The organism is Candidatus Andeanibacterium sp., from assembly GCF_057143545.1.
Genome location: NZ_DBNHSF010000091.1, coordinates 1 through 15876 on the forward strand (window position 1 = coordinate 1; position 15876 = coordinate 15876).

The 15876-nt window shown below is 63.1% G+C and carries 19 protein-coding genes and 1 pseudogene; 7 read left to right on the forward strand and 13 right to left on the reverse strand.

Translation table 11 applies throughout. The features are described 5' to 3' along the window. From AC16XC_RS05565 to AC16XC_RS05605, 9 genes and pseudogenes are all read right to left on the reverse strand, one after another. Nucleotides 1–456: pseudogene (locus AC16XC_RS05565) on the reverse strand (NADH-quinone oxidoreductase subunit F); the annotation flags it as partial. Beyond that, nucleotides 456–1124 (reverse strand): NADH-quinone oxidoreductase subunit NuoE, encoded by a 669-nt coding sequence (nuoE, locus tag AC16XC_RS05570; protein ID WP_484033654.1) that lies wholly within the window; start codon nt 1122–1124, stop codon nt 456–458. The gene nuoE and the pseudogene AC16XC_RS05565, both read right to left, overlap by 1 nt. After that, on the reverse strand, nt 1117–1485 hold the full coding sequence (locus AC16XC_RS05575) for a hypothetical protein (RefSeq protein WP_484033655.1): 369 nt from the start codon (nt 1483–1485) through the stop codon (nt 1117–1119). The genes nuoE and AC16XC_RS05575 overlap by 8 nt, the downstream gene beginning before the upstream one ends. Further along, the gene (locus AC16XC_RS05580) at nt 1482–2693 is read right to left on the reverse strand and encodes an NADH-quinone oxidoreductase subunit D (protein ID WP_484033656.1); all 1212 of its coding nucleotides are present in this window, start codon (nt 2691–2693) and stop codon (nt 1482–1484) included. The genes AC16XC_RS05575 and AC16XC_RS05580 overlap by 4 nt, the downstream gene beginning before the upstream one ends. Beyond that, complete coding sequence (locus AC16XC_RS05585; protein ID WP_484033657.1) at nt 2690–3250, reverse strand: hypothetical protein; 561 nt, start codon at nt 3248–3250, stop codon at nt 2690–2692. The genes AC16XC_RS05580 and AC16XC_RS05585 overlap by 4 nt, the downstream gene beginning before the upstream one ends. Then, on the reverse strand, nt 3247–3999 hold the full coding sequence (locus tag AC16XC_RS05590; protein WP_484033658.1) for an NADH-quinone oxidoreductase subunit C: 753 nt from the start codon (nt 3997–3999) through the stop codon (nt 3247–3249). Before AC16XC_RS05590 ends, AC16XC_RS05585 begins: the two co-directional genes overlap by 4 nt. Nucleotide 4000: 1 nt before the next feature. Beyond that, nucleotides 4001–4549 carry a NuoB/complex I 20 kDa subunit family protein gene (locus tag AC16XC_RS05595; RefSeq protein WP_484033659.1) on the reverse strand — a complete coding sequence of 183 codons (549 nt, stop codon included), beginning with the start codon at nt 4547–4549 and terminating at the stop codon, nt 4001–4003. After that, nucleotides 4540–4914 carry an NADH-quinone oxidoreductase subunit A gene (locus AC16XC_RS05600; RefSeq protein WP_484033660.1) on the reverse strand — a complete coding sequence of 125 codons (375 nt, stop codon included), beginning with the start codon at nt 4912–4914 and terminating at the stop codon, nt 4540–4542. The genes AC16XC_RS05595 and AC16XC_RS05600 overlap by 10 nt, the downstream gene beginning before the upstream one ends. A 97-nt stretch (nt 4915–5011) precedes the next feature. Then, complete coding sequence (locus AC16XC_RS05605) at nt 5012–6271, reverse strand: Vgb family protein (RefSeq protein WP_484033661.1); 1260 nt, start codon at nt 6269–6271, stop codon at nt 5012–5014. A 296-nt stretch (nt 6272–6567) separates the two neighbouring features. Here AC16XC_RS05605 and AC16XC_RS05610 point away from each other — a divergent pair, with 296 nt between their 5' ends. The 4 genes from AC16XC_RS05610 (at nt 6568) to AC16XC_RS05625 (ending at nt 9339) form a co-directional block, all read left to right on the forward strand. Further along, nucleotides 6568–6996, forward strand: coding sequence for a YbjN domain-containing protein (locus AC16XC_RS05610; protein ID WP_484033662.1), 429 nt, complete (start codon nt 6568–6570; stop codon nt 6994–6996). 106 nt (nt 6997–7102) lie between these two features. After that, the gene (locus AC16XC_RS05615; RefSeq protein ID WP_484033663.1) at nt 7103–8299 is read left to right on the forward strand and encodes a thiolase family protein; all 1197 of its coding nucleotides are present in this window, start codon (nt 7103–7105) and stop codon (nt 8297–8299) included. An 86-nt stretch (nt 8300–8385) separates the two neighbouring features. Next, nucleotides 8386–8796, forward strand: a complete 411-nt coding sequence (locus AC16XC_RS05620) for a hypothetical protein (RefSeq protein WP_484033664.1) — start codon at nt 8386–8388, stop codon at nt 8794–8796. 105 nt (nt 8797–8901) lie between these two features. Continuing rightward, nucleotides 8902–9339 carry a hypothetical protein gene (locus tag AC16XC_RS05625; RefSeq protein WP_484033665.1) on the forward strand — a complete coding sequence of 146 codons (438 nt, stop codon included), beginning with the start codon at nt 8902–8904 and terminating at the stop codon, nt 9337–9339. 45 nt (nt 9340–9384) lie between these two features. On the opposite strand, the gene AC16XC_RS05630 is transcribed toward AC16XC_RS05625, so the two are convergent. After that, nucleotides 9385–9855 (reverse strand): SH3 domain-containing protein, encoded by a 471-nt coding sequence (locus AC16XC_RS05630; protein ID WP_484033666.1) that lies wholly within the window; start codon nt 9853–9855, stop codon nt 9385–9387. Nucleotides 9856–9943: 88 nt separating this feature from the next. Here AC16XC_RS05630 and AC16XC_RS05635 point away from each other — a divergent pair, with 88 nt between their 5' ends. The 3 genes from AC16XC_RS05635 to AC16XC_RS05645 all read left to right on the forward strand — a co-directional run bounded on the left by AC16XC_RS05635 (nt 9944) and on the right by AC16XC_RS05645 (nt 12908). Next, nucleotides 9944–10957: a 2-hydroxyacid dehydrogenase gene (locus tag AC16XC_RS05635; RefSeq protein WP_484033667.1), complete on the forward strand. Its 1014-nt coding sequence runs from the start codon at nt 9944–9946 to the stop codon at nt 10955–10957. A gap of 129 nt (nt 10958–11086) precedes the next feature. Beyond that, entirely contained in the window at nt 11087–12400 is a 1314-nt protein-coding gene (locus AC16XC_RS05640; protein WP_484033668.1) for an ammonium transporter, read from the forward strand. Between the two features lie 109 nt (nt 12401–12509). Further along, nucleotides 12510–12908 (forward strand): cupin domain-containing protein, encoded by a 399-nt coding sequence (locus tag AC16XC_RS05645; RefSeq protein ID WP_484033669.1) that lies wholly within the window; start codon nt 12510–12512, stop codon nt 12906–12908. A gap of 18 nt (nt 12909–12926) precedes the next feature. Here AC16XC_RS05645 and AC16XC_RS05650 read toward each other — a convergent pair whose 3' ends face one another. Genes AC16XC_RS05650 through AC16XC_RS05660 form a run of 3 tightly spaced genes read right to left on the reverse strand, consistent with a single transcriptional unit; the run spans nt 12927 to nt 15801 of the window. After that, nucleotides 12927–13625, reverse strand: coding sequence for an esterase/lipase family protein (locus AC16XC_RS05650; protein WP_484033670.1), 699 nt, complete (start codon nt 13623–13625; stop codon nt 12927–12929). Then, complete coding sequence (locus AC16XC_RS05655) at nt 13625–15031, reverse strand: NAD(P)H-dependent flavin oxidoreductase (RefSeq protein WP_484033671.1); 1407 nt, start codon at nt 15029–15031, stop codon at nt 13625–13627. Before AC16XC_RS05655 ends, AC16XC_RS05650 begins: the two co-directional genes overlap by 1 nt. Before the next feature lie 26 nt (nt 15032–15057). Continuing rightward, entirely contained in the window at nt 15058–15801 is a 744-nt protein-coding gene (locus tag AC16XC_RS05660) for a class I SAM-dependent methyltransferase (RefSeq protein WP_484033672.1), read from the reverse strand. Nucleotides 15802–15876 lie beyond the last annotated feature (75 nt).

A 15876-nucleotide genomic window follows, 5' to 3' on the forward strand; every position in this document is an offset into this window, starting at 1 on the left:
CTTGCCCAACAGGCCCGCCTCATAGGCTTCCCTGACTGCAGCAGAGAGCGTTTCGGCCTCGCGGATGAATTCGCCGCGGACATAGATATAGGCGGCGCGCGCGCGCATCGCGTAGCCCGCGATCAGCGCGCCTTCGATCAGCTTGTGCGGATCGTGGCGGATGATCTCGCGATCCTTGCAGCTGCCGGGCTCGGATTCATCGCCATTGATGACGAGGAAGCTCGGCCGGCCGTCCTTCGACTCCTTGGGCATGAAGCTCCACTTCATGCCGGTCGGGAAACCCGCCCCGCCGCGTCCGCGCAGGCCGGACGCCTTGATTTCCTCGATGATATCGTCCTGCGCCTTGGCGAGGATCGCCTTGGTGCCGTCCCAATCGCCGCGCGCCTGCGCCGCTTTCAGGCCCCAGTGCTGGAAGCCGTAGAGGTTGGTGAAGATGCGGTCCTTGTCCTGGAGCATCACCATTCCCCCCGGTAATCGTGGTTTTCGGCGACCATCTCCTTGAGCGTGGTCGGCCCGCCGAGCGGTTCGCAAGTGTGGCGGCCGGGCTCCTGGGTGCCGGTCTTGGGCTGGCGACCGGCCGCGAGCTCGTCGAGGATGTGATCCATCCGTTCGGCGGTCAGGTCTTCGTAATTGTCGTCATTGATCTGGACCATCGGCGCGGTCGCGCAATTGCCCATGCATTCGACTTCGGTGAGGGTCCACAACCCATCTTCGGTGGTGTGGCCCTTCTTCATCCCGCGCTTCTTGCAGGTGTCCATGATGTCGTCAGAGCCGCGCAGCATGCAGGGCGTGGTGCCGCACACCTGGACATGGAATTTCCCCACCGGGACGAGGTTGTACATGGTGTAGAAGCTCGCAACCTCGAGCACACGGATCACCGGCATATCGAGATAGGCCGCGACATATTCCATCACCGGGATCGGCAGCCAGCCCTGGGTATTGGTTTCCTCGCCGATCTGGCGCTGGGCATAATCGAGCAGCGCCATCACCGCCGAGCGCTGGCGGCCTTCGGGATATTGGGCAATCGCGCTTTTGGCCCTGGCGTCCCAGGCAGGCGTGAAGGCCCAATTCGCGTATTGCGCGCGCAGCTCGGGCGTATCGGGGGCGAGATGACGCTCAGCCATGGCAGCGCCTCTTTCGCTCCAGATTGATGCAATCGAAGACGCCAACGCGTGCGATCCTACCATCTTCTATCCACAGGTTGACAGCCTTCTGGAACCGCTGACCATCCATGTTGCAGGACCAGACGATTTGGACGGAATCGTCCCATCCCTCGTCCATTTCGCTGGCATCGCAAGAACCGAGATTCAGCAGGTAGGCCCGCTCTTCGTCCGCAGGCGGCTTGACCATGAATTCCGTGCTGAACTCACGCTCACCGCGCACGGCGGCCTTGAAGGCCTCCGCAGCGGCGTGCTCGTCACCCGAGATGCGAGCATGCAGCGGCACCGACACACCGAGCAGGAGAAGAGCGATGACGGCCCTCACCGGTCGCACTCCCCGAACACCACGTCGATCGCGCCGAGGATGGCGGTCGCGTCGGGCAGCATGTGGCCTTTCGACATGAAGTCCATCGCCTGCAGGTGGCTAAACGCGGTCGGGCGGATCTTGCAGCGGTAGGGCTTGTTGCTGCCGTCGCTGACCAGGTAGACGCCGAATTCGCCCTTGGGGCTTTCGGTGGCGACATAGACCTCGCCCTTGGGCACGTGGAAGCCCTCGGTGTAGAGCTTGAAGTGGTGGATCAGCGCTTCCATCGACTGCTTCATCTCGGCGCGTTTGGGCGGAACCACCTTCCTGTCGTCGCTGCACACCGGGCCTTCGGGCATGTCCGCAAGGCATTGCTTCATGATCCGGGCTGACTGGCGGACTTCCTCGACGCGGACCATGAACCGGTCATAACAATCCGAATTGGTGCCGACCGGGATCTCGAAATCCATCCGCTCGTAAACGTCGTAAGGCTGGCTCTTGCGCAGGTCCCACGGCACGCCGGCAGCGCGGATCATCGGGCCGGAGAAGCCCCAGGCGACCGCGTCTTCCTTCGAAACCACCGCGATATCGACATTGCGCTGCTTGAAGATGCGGTTGTCGACCACCAGGCTCATCGCATCCTCGAACAGCCGCGGCAGGCGCGTATCGAGCCATTTGTTGATGTCGTAGAGCAATGCCTGCGGGACATCCTGGTGCACACCGCCCGGGCGGAACCAGGCCATGTGCATCCGCGCCCCGGCGGCCCGTTCGAAGAAATTGAGGCAATCCTCGCGGATCTCGAACAGCCACAGGTTCGGGGTCATCGCGCCAACATCCATCACATGGCTGCCGATATTGAGCATGTGGTTGCAGATGCGGGTCAACTCGGCGAACAGCACCCGGAGGTATTGTCCGCGCTCCGGCACTTCGAGATTGAGCAGTTTCTCGATCGCCAGCACATAGGAATGCTCCATGGCGAGCGGCGAACAGTAATCGAGCCGGTCGAAATAGGGCAGCGCCTGGAGATAGGTCTTGTGTTCGATCAGCTTCTCGGTCCCGCGGTGGAGCAGGCCGACATGCGGATCGATCCGCTCGATGATCTCGCCGTCGAGCTCCATCACCATCCGCAGCACGCCATGCGCCGCCGGGTGCTGCGGCCCGAAATTGATCGTGTAATTGGTGATGACCTCGTCACCGGTGGTCGGGGATTGTTCGAGCTGCATGCTCATGCGCAGACCCACCTTCCCGGCGAATAGATCCGCTGGTTGCCTTCAAGGTCGGATACGCCGAGATTGGCGTTCCATTGGGTCACGCCGCCCTTCACTTCGCCCGGACCCGCAGCCCGGCGGACCTGGACGAAGATCTTGCCATCGGTGAGCACCGGCCCGGCCTTGAGACCCTCGATCCCGATTTCGTCCTGCGACGCGAGATTGACGATCACACCCTCGGTCCGGACCGCGCCGCGCGCGATCACGCCTTCGGACGCCGCCGCCCCGGTGATGAACAGGTCGCGCCCGTCCTGGTGCTGGAAGGTGCAGCCGCCCTGGCGCGGACCGAGATCGACGCCGGAAAGGCTGCCGAGCGCCTGCAGAACCGGGCCTTCGCCCTTGTCCTTGGGTTGGCCGGCCTCGTCGAGCGGGACATCGCGGGCCTGGTCGACCGGAACCACCGTCGTACCTTCCGGCGCCTCATATTCCGGCTCGGGCTGCTTGACGAGGTTGCAGGCCGACAGGCTCGCTCCGGCGAATGCAATCAGTGCGAGCGATGAAAGGCGCACGATCTTCATTCCTCGTCCTCCGCATCGTCCATCTTGGGCGGATTGGCGTCGGTCCCCTTCGCAGCGTTCTTCTCGGCGTTAGGTCCAGCTCCGGTCTGTTTCGTGCTTTCGGTCACCTTGGGCGTGTCGATCTCGGGCTCCTTGGCCTTCTCGTCGCCCGGCAAGACATATTGGGCGCCTTCCCACGGGCTCATGAAATCGAATTGCCGCAGATCCTGGGCCAGTTCGACCGGCTCATAGACCACCCGCTTCTCTTCCTCGGAATAGCGCAGTTCCTGGTAGCCGGTGAGCGGGAAGTCCTTGCGCTGGGGATGGCCCTCGAAGCCGTAATCGGTGAGGATCCGGCGCAAATCGGTGTTGCCGTCGAACAGCACGCCATACATGTCGAACACTTCGCGCTCGAGCCACCCGGCATTGGGCCACAGCAGGGTGGCGGTCGGCACCGGCGTATCCTCCGCCGCGCGACACTTGACCATGATGCGGTGGTTCCTGGTCAGGCTGAGCAGGCAATAGACGACCTCGAAGCGCTCTTCGCGCTGCGGATAATCGACGCCCGCGATTTCCATCAGCTGCTGGTATTCGTGCTCGTCGCGCAACAGCCGCAGCGCATCCTCGATCCGCTCGCGCTCGACCCCCAGCACAATCTCGCCATGCTCTTCCTTCGCATGGATGAGCATGTCGCCAAGCGCCCTGGCGAGCGTGTCGGCGATCCCCTCGATCTCGGCGATCCTGGGTGCGGAGTGAACGATGGCCGCCATCTTACCGCTCGATCGTCCCCACCCGGCGGATCTTCCGCTGGAGTTGCATCACGCCGTAGAGCAGCGCCTCGGCGGTTGGCGGGCAGCCGGGAATGTAGATGTCCACGGGCACGATGCGGTCGCAGCCGCGCACAACGCTGTAGCTGTAATGGTAATAGCCGCCGCCATTGGCGCAGCTGCCCATGCTGATCACGTATTTGGGGTCCGACATCTGGTCGTAGACCTTGCGCAGCGCCGGGGCCATCTTGTTGCACAGCGTCCCGGCGACAATCATCACGTCCGACTGACGCGGGCTGGCGCGCGGCGCGGCGCCGAAGCGCTCGAGATCATAGCGCGGCATGTTCACATGGATCATCTCGACCGCGCAGCAGGCGAGGCCGAAGGTCATCCACCACAGCGAGCCGGTGCGCGCCCAGTGGAACAAATCCTCGGTCGAAGTAACAAGGAAGCCCTTGTCGCTCACTTCGGCCGAGAGCGCGTTGAAAAGGTCCTGGTCGGGCTGCTTCACATCGCCGGGCCGCGCCGCGGGGATCGTTTCGTTCACTCCCATTCGAGCGCTCCCTTCTTCCAGGCATAGGCAAAGCCGACCAGGAGTTCGAACAGGAAGATCATCATGGTGATCCAGCCCGGCCATCCGGTGAGATCGAGGCTGACCGCCCAGGGAAACAGGAACGCCGCTTCGAGATCGAAGATGATGAACAGGATCGCGATCAGGTAGAAGCGGACGTCGAACTGGCTGCGCGGATCCTCGAACGCGGGAAAGCCGCACTCATATTCGCTCAGCTTCTCGGCCTGGGGATTATGCGCGCCGGTCAACCGCGCCACTCCCATCGGCAGGAACACAAAGGCCGCCGAGAGACCGAGGGCAATGACAAGGAAGATCAGGATCGGAAGATATTCGGACAGATCGACCACGAATGGTTCCTGCAGGAGTCTGAAGAGTCGGCCCGCCTCTAGGCGCTGCCCTTGCCGACTGCAAGGCGGAACGGGGCATTTTCGGGATATTCCCGGCTCAATCCCCCAATCGGATCGCGCGGATCGCGGTTGGCCGGGGTTCAAGCCCTTCCTTCAGGACACCGCCGTCCTCGAACCGGTCCCATTGACCGGTCGCGACATAATAGAGCGTGTTGCCATGAACCGCGGCACCGAGCGGCTCGGTCCAGAGCGAATGCGCCCGCTCCAGCACCCGGCGGCCGGTGACCGACAAGCCGTCTTCGCCGATTTCGAACGCGACGAGCTGCATCGGGCTGGTCCCGTTCTGGACGGCGATCAGTTCTTCGCCGTGACGGATCAGCGCATCGATCCCGTCGAGCAGAATAGGTAGCTCGGTCGCCACCCGGCGTATTTTCCCGCTCGCCAGGTCAATCGCGGCAAGGCCGTAGCGATAGTCGCTGACATAGAGCCATCGTCCGTCGGCGCCTTCCGCCAGTCCCTGGGGCGACCGAAGATTGCCGGGCGGCACCAGCTCCTCGATCGCGTCTGCGCCGGGCGCAAGGCGGTAGATTCCTCCCGCGAGCGGGTCGCTGGCATAGACCGCGCCATCCTTGCCCACAGCGATATCCGACAGGTTCACGCCGGCAGGAGCCGGAAACCTGGCTGGACCCGCGGAATCGCTGCCGATCTTCACCAGGCCGGCGAAAGCCTGCTCGCCTGCGGGGAGCATCCCCAGATTGCCCGCCGCCAGCCAGATGCCGCCCGCCGGATCCACGGCAATTCCGCTGAGATTGCCAAGGCCTTCCATCGGCCGGGATTCCCAATCCCCGTCCCCGATTCGCCAGATTTCACGCGAGACGAGCGCGGCTACGGCAAGGCTTCCGTCGTGGGGATCGACGGCAAGTCCCTCCACCAGCAGCGCTTCGCCGGGAACCTCGGCGATGAATTCGCTTGTTTCGAGCTGCGGGTCGGATTCTGCTATCCACTTGGCAATTTGCTTCGGGTCGGCCCCGGCAAAGATCGATTGCAATCGGGTGCGGGCGTTTGTGCCGAAGCGATAGCCACGATCTGACAGCCAATTGAGTTGATCGCCCGCCGCAGCCAGATTCTCGGCCTCGAGATAGGCGTTGAGCAGACGCAGATGCACCGATCCGCTGTCGGGAAACGCGAGCGCGAGGTCCTCCAGCGACGCGACGTCCGACATCTGGCCGGTCGCTGGATCGACCGGTCGCCAGGCACTCGGCGCTTGAGCGGTGGGCGGCGGAAGCATCGAGTCGGCACAGCCGGCAATCGATAATGCGCCGGCGACGAGGATGCTGCACTCTATTAGCTTGCGCATGAATTCGACACCCACCCAGGAACCCGCGAAACCGACCATTCCCGATCGCTTATCGAGGCAATTGCGAAATTGCCTCCTTCACCGGTTTCGATCCCGTCGCAACTCCGTCTTGCGCCCGTACCCATATAGGAGCTCGTCCGTGCGTGCTGTCTTCGCCGCCATCTTGCCGCAGAGGAAGCTGCAATCGCGGATTGGAAAGCGCTGCGCCGTGTGCGAGGTGTGAGGCTGCAATACGCGCTGGAGGACATATGATTGTTCGATTCTTTGCAGCCCTTGCCGCACTGCCCCTGCTGACGATGGAAGTTCCGGCATATGCCCAGATCGTGGCCGATCCGGAGATGGTTGCCAATGTCATGCGCGATGCCGGCTACCGCGCTGAAGTGGATGAGCTGGAATCCGGTACCCCTTTCATCCAGAGCTCCAGCGGCGGCCTGCCGTTTCGCGTCTTCTTCTATGGCTGCGACGATGGCGGACAAAACTGCAAGACGATCCAGTTATACGCGGGCTTCATTACCGACAATTCACCGACTCTGACGGAAATGAACGCCTACAACCGCGATAACCGCTTCGGCCGGGTCTATATCGACAACGAGGACGATCCAGTGATCGAAATGGACATCGATCTTGAGGACGGCGGCATGTCGGCCGCGTTGCTTGAGGACAATCTCGAATATTGGGCATATATCATGGGCAGGTTTTCCGAATTTGCATTCAGCAAGGATTGAGCAGGCTCTTCCTGTCGCGCTTGGCAAGGTTGCCAATTGTGCGTCGCAACATTAGATGGCTCACACCCCCTCACCCTTTCCAAGCATGAAAGGCAGCAGCCAGGCCATGTCCCAGTTTTCCGCCAACGACCCCATCGTTATTCTTTCCTATGCGCGCACGCCGATGGGCGGCATGCAAGGCGCCCTGTCGGACGCTTCGGCAACCGACCTTGGCGCGACCGCGGTCAGGGCCGCGGTCGAGCGCGCCGGTGTTTCCGGCGACGATATCGACCGGGTCTATATGGGCTGCGTCCTGCCCGCCGGGCTTGGCCAGGCCCCTGCCCGCCAGGCCGCGCTCAAGGCCGGCCTGCCGCAATCGGCGCAGGCGACGACGGTCAACAAGGTCTGCGGATCGGGCATGCAGACCGTGATCATGGGCTCCGAAGCGCTCGCCTCGGGAACGGTCGATGTCGTCGTCGCGGGCGGGATGGAAAGCATGACCAATGCGCCATACCTTTTGAAGAAGCATCGCGGCGGCGCGCGGCTCGGGCACGACACGGCCTATGACCACATGTTTCTCGACGGGCTGGAAGACGCCTACGACGCGGGTACCTCGATGGGATCGTTCGCACAGGAAACCGCCAACCAATACCAGCTGACCCGCGAGGCGATGGACGAATATTCGATCGAGAGCCTGCGCCGCGCCAATGCCGCGATCGCCAGCGGCGCGTTCGCCGACGAGGTGGTGCCCGTCACGATTTCCACGCGCGGCGGCGATGTCGTGGTCGAGATCGACGAGCAACCCGGCAAGGGCCGCCCGGAGAAGATCCCCGCCCTGCGCCCGGCCTTCGCCAAGGACGGGACGATCACCGCGGCGACCTCCAGCTCGATCTCCGATGGGGCGGCCGCGCTGGTCATCACGCGTGAAAGCGTTGCCAAGGACAAGGGCCTGGCGCCGGTCGCCAGGATCGTCGGGATGGCTGCCCATGCCCACGATCCGAAGCTGTTCACCACCGCCCCGGTCGGCGCGATCCGGAAAGTGCTCGACCAGACCGGCTGGAGCATTGCCGATGTCGACCTGTTCGAGGTCAACGAGGCGTTTGCCTGCGTCGCGATGTTCGCGATGCACGATCTCGGCATCCCGCACGACAAGATCAACGTGAATGGCGGTGCGACCGCGCTCGGCCACCCGATCGGCGCCAGCGGCACGCGGATCATCGTCACGCTGGTCAACGCGCTCAGGCAACAGGGCAAGACGCGCGGCATAGCCAGCCTGTGCATCGGCGGCGGCGAGGGCACGGCGGTGGCGGTCGAACTGATGTAGTTCCGGCGCTGGCCGGTACACATTCTTCGTTAGGACCAATCATGCATCCATGATATTTTCCCCGCTCCGCTAACGGGGGAAATGTCATGAAAAAGCTTATTCTGATCGCTGGAGTATTGGCGCTTGCCGGGTGCCAGGCCGAACCGGTTGAAGAGCCGGTGGTAGAGGAGCCCGAACCGGCCGCCATGGTCACGGCCAACGGATCGCCGGCAGGCGTCTATGATGCGACCGCGCCCGATGGAACGGTGACCACCAGCACGCTCAACGCCGATGGCACCTATACCGATACCGATGCCAGCGGTGCGGTGATTGCCGAAGGGACCTGGGCGGTGACCGATGGCAAGACCTGCTTCTCGCCGACGACCGAAGGCGCAACCGCGATGTGCTATACCGAAACCGCACCCGGAGCTGACGGCTCATTCACCGCAACGCCCGACGAAGGCGATCCGGTGACGGTCACGCCGCACGTGGCTGTGGCAGAGACTCCCGCTGCCTAGGACTTGAGCATCAATCGGGCGGGAGCGGTCTGTTGGACTGCTTCCGCCCGATGCTCTATTGGCATTCTCTTGATCGAACCAGGTTCGCCAAGTCGACCGCAAAACATGGAGAGCATCGTCATGAAAAAGATTGCATTGATTGCAGGAGTCTTGGCCATTGCCGGGTGCCAGGCCGAGCCGGTTGAAGAGCCGGTTGCAGAGGAGCCTGAAGTGGTTGCCGCGGACGTGCCGGACGGCGGGCCGGTGGTCGGCAGCTATACGGTCACCAATCCCGACGGCACGGTGATGACCTGGACCAATGTCGATGATTCGACCTATTCGGCGGTCATGGCAGATGGCAGCGAAACCGCCGGGACCTTTGTCATGACCGGCCGCGAATATTGCTACGATCCGGCCGCCACGGAAGCAGGAGACGAAGCGGAAATCTGCCTTTCGTTCGGCGATGCCGCCGAAGACGGCAGCTGGATCTCCACGCGACCCGATGGAACCCAGGCAACGGTCGTCCGCATTGCCGAAGCGGCACCGGAAGAAGGCATGGAATAGATCGGCCAGGATCGAAAGGGCGGCCATTGCGCCGCCCTTTTCCTGTCAGGGTTCGCCGGCTCCCCACAGGCGCTCCTGCAGCACCCAGCCCTTGCGGCCTCCGACGTCGAATTCGCACCAGCCATTTTCGCACTTGCCGAGCGTTCCCACAACGCCTGGTTCGGCGTTCCATTTAAGTGCGCCTTGCGCATCCGGCGAACCGCGCATGGCGGCCAGGCCTTCGCCGATCACGAGCGCGGTTCGGTCAGGGCTCAGCAGGCTTGCGGACATCCAGCCCTGCGTGCCTTCCCAATCCTGTACCAGCCGCCACCCTTCGCGCGTCCTGATCACCTTCACTGGCAGGAATTGCCGATGATAGACCCAGTCGATCGGGTAGTCGCCGCTTGGCCCAACCCGCATGTTGACTTCATCGGAGCGCAGCGACGCCCAATAGGGGACCTCCCGCTCCTGCGCGTGCAGGGTCGAAACGGACGGCAGGAAAAGCGGAAGGAGCAACAAGGCGCGCAAGAATCGCATGTGACTTACCTACCTGTTGCGAACCCTCTGCTTCAAGCCGTGAAGCCAATGCTTGACCGGAAATGTGCTGCCGCATAGCGCGGGTCGGATGACCGATGAGACATTGACTTCGGCCCGCAGGATCGTGGGCAAGCCTCGGGTTATCGTCACCAGGCGCTTGCCGGGGGTCGAGCCCCGCATGAGCGAATTGTTCGATACGGTTCTCAACCCCGACGATCACCGTTTCAGCCGCGAGGAACTGGTCGCGGCGATGCAGGATTGCGACGTCTTCGTCCCTTGCGTGATCGACAGGATCGAGCGAGACATGATCATGGCGGCCGGCGACCGGCTGAGGCTGATCGCCAATTTCGGCGCGGGCGTCGACCATCTCGACCTGGCGGCATGCCAGGAACGCCGGATCATGGTGACCAACACGCCGGGCGTGTTCACTGAGGACACGGCCGATATCACCATGGCGCTGATCCTGTGCGCCTCGCGCAGGCTTTCGGAGGGAATCCGGATGGTCGCAGCGGGGGAATGGGAAGGCTGGTACCCTTCGGCGATGCTGGGCCGGAGTTTGCGCGGCAAGGTGTTGGGGATCGTGGGCATGGGACGGATCGGCCAGGCGCTCGCCCACCGCGCGCGTGCCTTCGGGATGGTGATCCATTACAGCAATCGCCGGCGTTTGCCCGATGCGCTCGAGACGATCCTCGGCGCGAAATTCGTTCCCGACCTCGACCACCTGATCGCTAACTCGGACTATCTTTCGCTCAACTGTCCCGCCACGCCGGAAACCCGCAGGCTGCTCAACGGAACTCGGATTGCAGCGATGAAGGACGGGGCATTCGTGATCAACAGCGGGCGCGGAGACCTGATCGACGAGGAGGCGTTGATCGGGGCGCTCGAATCCGGGAAACTTGGCGGAGCCGGTCTCGATGTTTTTGATGGCGAACCCAATGTCGACCAGCGCCTTATCGACCTGCCCAATGTGGTCGCCCTGCCCCATCTGGGCAGCGCCACGCTTGAGGGCAGGACCGCGGCAGGGGAGAAGATCATCGCCAACATCCAGTCATGGGCGGATGGTCATTCTCCGCCGGACCGGGTGGTTATCGATCTCGCCTGATCGCGGTTTGGGGGGTCCGGCGAGCCTCATTGTGAATTCTCTCATCCGCGGCTTGTCGAAACCGCCGGTTCTGTCCTAGACCACGTTCGGAAGACGGGTCCGGAAAGCGGACACAGGGGAGAATCGAGGATGTTTCGCAAGGCTATTGCAGCGATTGGCGCTGCCACATTTCCAACTGCCGCGCTGGCGCAGGACGAGTTGGCCCAGGTCGCGGCGGACAGTGGCGACACCTCGTGGATCCTCGTCTCGGCGGCGCTCGTCCTCCTGATGACACTCCCGGGCCTGAGCCTGTTCTACGGCGGGCTGGTCAGAGCCAAGAATTTCCTTTCGGTAACGCTCCAATGCGCCGCCATCGCCGGGGTCGCCTCGCTGCTATGGATCGTGCTCGGATATTCGCTGGCGTTCGGCACTGTCGGGAATGGCTTGCTTGGCGGTACCAACGCCTGGTTCCTCGGCAATCTCGACGCGGTACGCGACGGCCTCTCGATCCCGGAGAGCACCTTCGCGCTGTTCCAGATGACTTTTGCCGCGATCACCCCGGCGCTGATGGTCGGCGCGTGGGTCGACCGTGCGCGGTTCGGCTGGGTGCTGGGATTCTGCGCCCTGTGGGGCCTGGTGGTCTATGCCCCGGTTGCGCACTGGGTATGGGGCGGCGGCTGGCTCGCCGGTTTCGGCGTGCTCGACTTCGCTGGCGGCATTGTCGTCCACACCACAGCCGGTCTGTCGGCGTTGGTGATCGCCCTGATGCTCGGCAAGCGCGACGGCTTTCCGAAGACTCTGATGCTGCCCCATGCGCCGGGCCTGACCATGATCGGCGCGATGCTGCTGTGGGTCGGCTGGTTCGGCTTCAATGGCGGCTCGGCCTTGACCGCATCGCATGGTGCCTCGTCGGCGATCCTCAACACCCATGCCGCGGCCAGTGCCGCGGCGCTGGTCTGGATCCTGGTCGAGCGCCTTACGGTCGGCAAGCCTACCAGCGTCGGCTTCGCGACCGGGGCAATCGCAGGCCTTGCGACGGTAACGCCTGCCGCGGGCTTCATCTCGCCGGCCGCCGCGATCCTGTTCGGTATCGCTGCCGGGACCGTCTGCTTCGGCGCGATCCAGCTGGTGAAGCAGAAACTCACGATCGACGACTCGCTCGACGTGTTTGCCGTGCACGGCATTGGCGGGATGCTCGGCTCGATGATGCTCGCGGTCTTCCTTTCGGGTAACAGCATGCTCGGGATTTTTGCCGGGGCGGGCTACGCGGAGGGCATGAACATGGTCGGAATGATCGGGGCCCAGGCACTTGGCGTGATCTCCGTCGCGGTCTGGTCGCTCGTGGCCACCGCAGCGTTGGCTTTCCTGGTTTCGAAGGTCTTCCCGATGCGGGTGAGCGAAGACGAGGAACGCGAAGGCCTCGACATCACCAGCCACGGCGAGCGCGGCTGGGAGTTCGACTGATCGAGATCAACGCAACCGATCACTCCAATCGGCAATTTGCGGGCCGTGGGCGTTTAACAAGCCTGCGGCCCGCATTACATTGGCGGCAGCGAGTTCAGGAGGATTTTTCATGAAAAAGGGATTTGCCGACGATATCGAGACGCTGACGCTCGAAAATACCGACTTCAGGCGAGTGCTCTACACCGGGCACAATCTCCAGCTGGTGCTGATGACGCTCCAGCCGGGGGAGGAAATCGGCGCCGAAACGCACGAGGATCGCGACCAGTTTTTCCGGATCGAATCCGGCACCGGCAAGATTACGATCGATGGTACCGACCATATCGTGCGCGCCGACGACGCAGTGATCGTGCCCCAGGGCGCGCGGCACAACGTGATCTGCAGCGGAAGCAATCCGCTCAAGCTCTACACGATCTACGGGCCGCCCGAGCATATCGACGGAACGGTCCACAAGACCTGCGACGAGGCCAGGGCCAGCCACGAGCATTTCGACGGGAAGACGACGGAATAGCCGTTTAGGTTTCGGACCCTAATCCGGTAGGTTGGCCGACAACAGGTCGACCACCTGCCTGACGCCGCGGGTCGTCCCACCAAACCCGAAGTGGGTAACATCCAACTCGATCCGCTTGTCCGATTGTTCGGACGAGCCGCGCGCGCAGGCCGGGGCGATGATCCCGTCGCGCTTGGTCCACACGGCGATGGTCCGCACAGGCGGCTTGGCGGCGAATTCGACTCCGGGCGGAATGTCGCCGACCTTGTGGGTGCCGATCAATTCATAGAGCCGCCAGGCTCGGTTCGCCTTGGGGCTTCCGGAAAACGGGCTGCTCAGCGTCACCACCATCGCAACATGCTGCGGGACGCGGTGAGCCAGCGCGCGGGCGAACAAGCCGCCCAAGCTCCACCCCAGCAGGATCGGCGCACGGCCTTCCTTCTTCTCGATCCCAATGATGTGTTGCTCGAGCTTTTCGAGCAGACCCTCGCGAAACCCGAGATTGAACCCCTGCTTCCAGCCGTATGGTCGAAACCCGCTGCGCTTCAATGCACGGCGCAATTGAACGGTCGATTCATCGCCAGAAGCAATTCCTGGGATCACCAGTACCGGAAAGCCCCGCCCATCCGCGTCGCAAGTAGGCGTCGGCTTCAGCGGGTTGAGCAGCAGCGGGATCGCGTTTGCCAGCTCGGGCAACAATCGCCAGAGCGCGGGAGGCCAGTCGCTGTCGTCGTTCATCAATCCCCGGTCAAAATCCGGTCGACCAGTTCCTTCACCGTCGGGGTGAAATTGTTCGAATAGAACGGGTCCTGCTTGAAGCGGTAGGCCGCATGTCCGGCGAACATCAGGTTGTTCTCGATCGAACCGCCATGCGCGATGTCCATCAGCGTCTTCTGGATGCAGAAGCTGCGCGGATCGGCCAGCCTGCCGGTGGTGAAATCGTCATGGTCCTTCCATGACGAGAAGCCGCAATGCGACAGGCAGCCCATGCAGCCGGCCTGGTCTTCGCGAATCGTTGCGCGTTCATCCGGAGTGACGAACACCACGGTATCGTCCGGCGTCTTGAGAGCTTCTGTGTAACCCGCGGCGACCCAGCCCCGGGCCCGTTCGCGGTCCTTGGGCGTGACCCAGAAATTCTTGCCCCGTACGCCAACGTCGAGCTGGACGGTGTGTTCGCCCGCTTCCACGCGTGAATAGGGAATCTGGCGGTCGCTGCGCGCTTCGAGATTCCTGAGGAACGGATTCTTGACCGCGGAACTATAGAATCCCGTCGGCGAGAAACGGTGCAGCAGCACATCGCCTTCCTCCAGCTCTCGCAATCGGTCCTTCCATTGCTGGGGGATCGGGCTTTCGTGCGTCAGCAGCGGGCGGGTGCCGAACTGGAAGGCGATCTGGCCGAGCGAGGGATTGTCGATCCAGTGATCCCATTCGCGCAGGAACCACACGCCGCCGGCCATCACGATCGGCACTTCGTCCGAAATGCCTTCGCCGCGCATGGTCTCGCGCAGCAATTTGACGCGCGGATAGGGGTCTTCGGGCTTGGTCGGATCCTCGGCGTTCGAGAGCCCGTTATGCCCGCCGGCGAGCCAGGGATCCTCGTAGACAACCGCCGCCATCAGTTCCGCGACCTTGTTGTAGGAGCGTTTCCACAACGCGCGGAAGGCACGCGCCGAGCTGATGATCGGGAGGTAGTTGACGTTGAATCGCGCTGCGATATCGGCGAGCTTGTAAGGCATGCCGGCACCGCAGGTCACGCCGGTGACGAGGCCCCTGGTGCGTTCCAGGACACCTTCCAGCACGGCCTGCGCCCCGCCCATTTCCCACAGCACGTTGATGTTGATCGCGCCGCGGCCGTTGGCGATGTCATAGGCGCGCCGGACCTGCTCTACCGCCCCGTCGATCGCATAGCGGATCAATTGCTCATGCCGCTCCTTGCGGGTCAGCTGGTCGTAGATCTGCGGGATGATCTTGCCTTCGGAATCATACGAATCGGCATTGACGGCACTCACCGTGCCGACCCCTCCGGCAGCCGCCCAGGCCCCGGAACTGAGGTGGTTCGTGGCGGAAATGCCCTTCCCGCCTTCAATCAGCGGCCAGACCTCGCGGCCACCATATCGGATCGGCCGTAACCCCTTGAAACTCATGTACGTCCTTAAGCTATACGCCCTGTTCAGCCATCGGGCTCTTGTGAGTCGTCACCCGGCTGCATGCATGGTTCTATATCATATGGCTCGGGCCTGTCGCCCAGTGCTTCGAATTGCGCATAATAGCCAGCCAATTCCGGCTTACGCACAAATTCGACAAGGCGAAAGCCCACACGGTCGAATTCGCAAAACAGCAATTTGGGCGGAATTCCGTGCTGGTCGGTCGGTCGATCGACATCGACGACGATCACCTGCCCACCCTCCTTGAGCGCCGGCCGCAACCGCCACAGGAATGCATAGGGCTCGGTGATCTCGTGATACATGTGAACCATGAAGATCCGGTCGAAGCTGTTGGCCGGCAGCCGCGGGTCATCTTGCGCTCCTGGCTTGATCGACACATTGTCGAGCCCTTCGCGTTCGACGCGGCTGCCGAGGCGTTGCAGGGCCACGGCATTGATGTCCTGCGCCAGCACCCTTCCGGTCGGACCAACCTGGGCGGCAAGCCTCACCGTATAATAGCCCTCACCCGCGCCGATATCGGCAACCGTCATCCCGCTCTCGATCCTGGCAAGTTCCATCACCGTCGACGCTTCGCGGCGATCGTCGCGCGCCTGTTCGCTCGATACGCTGGTGGCGCCGGCCGCCGAAACCGGCCGATAGGCGCGCGGGAAATCGAGCGAGGTCTCGGGACGATCGTCGTCGCCCGAGCCGAATAAATCGCACGCCGCCAGCGGCAAGGCCAGCAGTACCAGGAAGATCGGTCGCAACATTGCCTGCGCCATTACCGACTCGCCGGCGGCTTGGCAAAATGCATTCTTCGGGGTGACCAAGGCGGTATCGGGCCA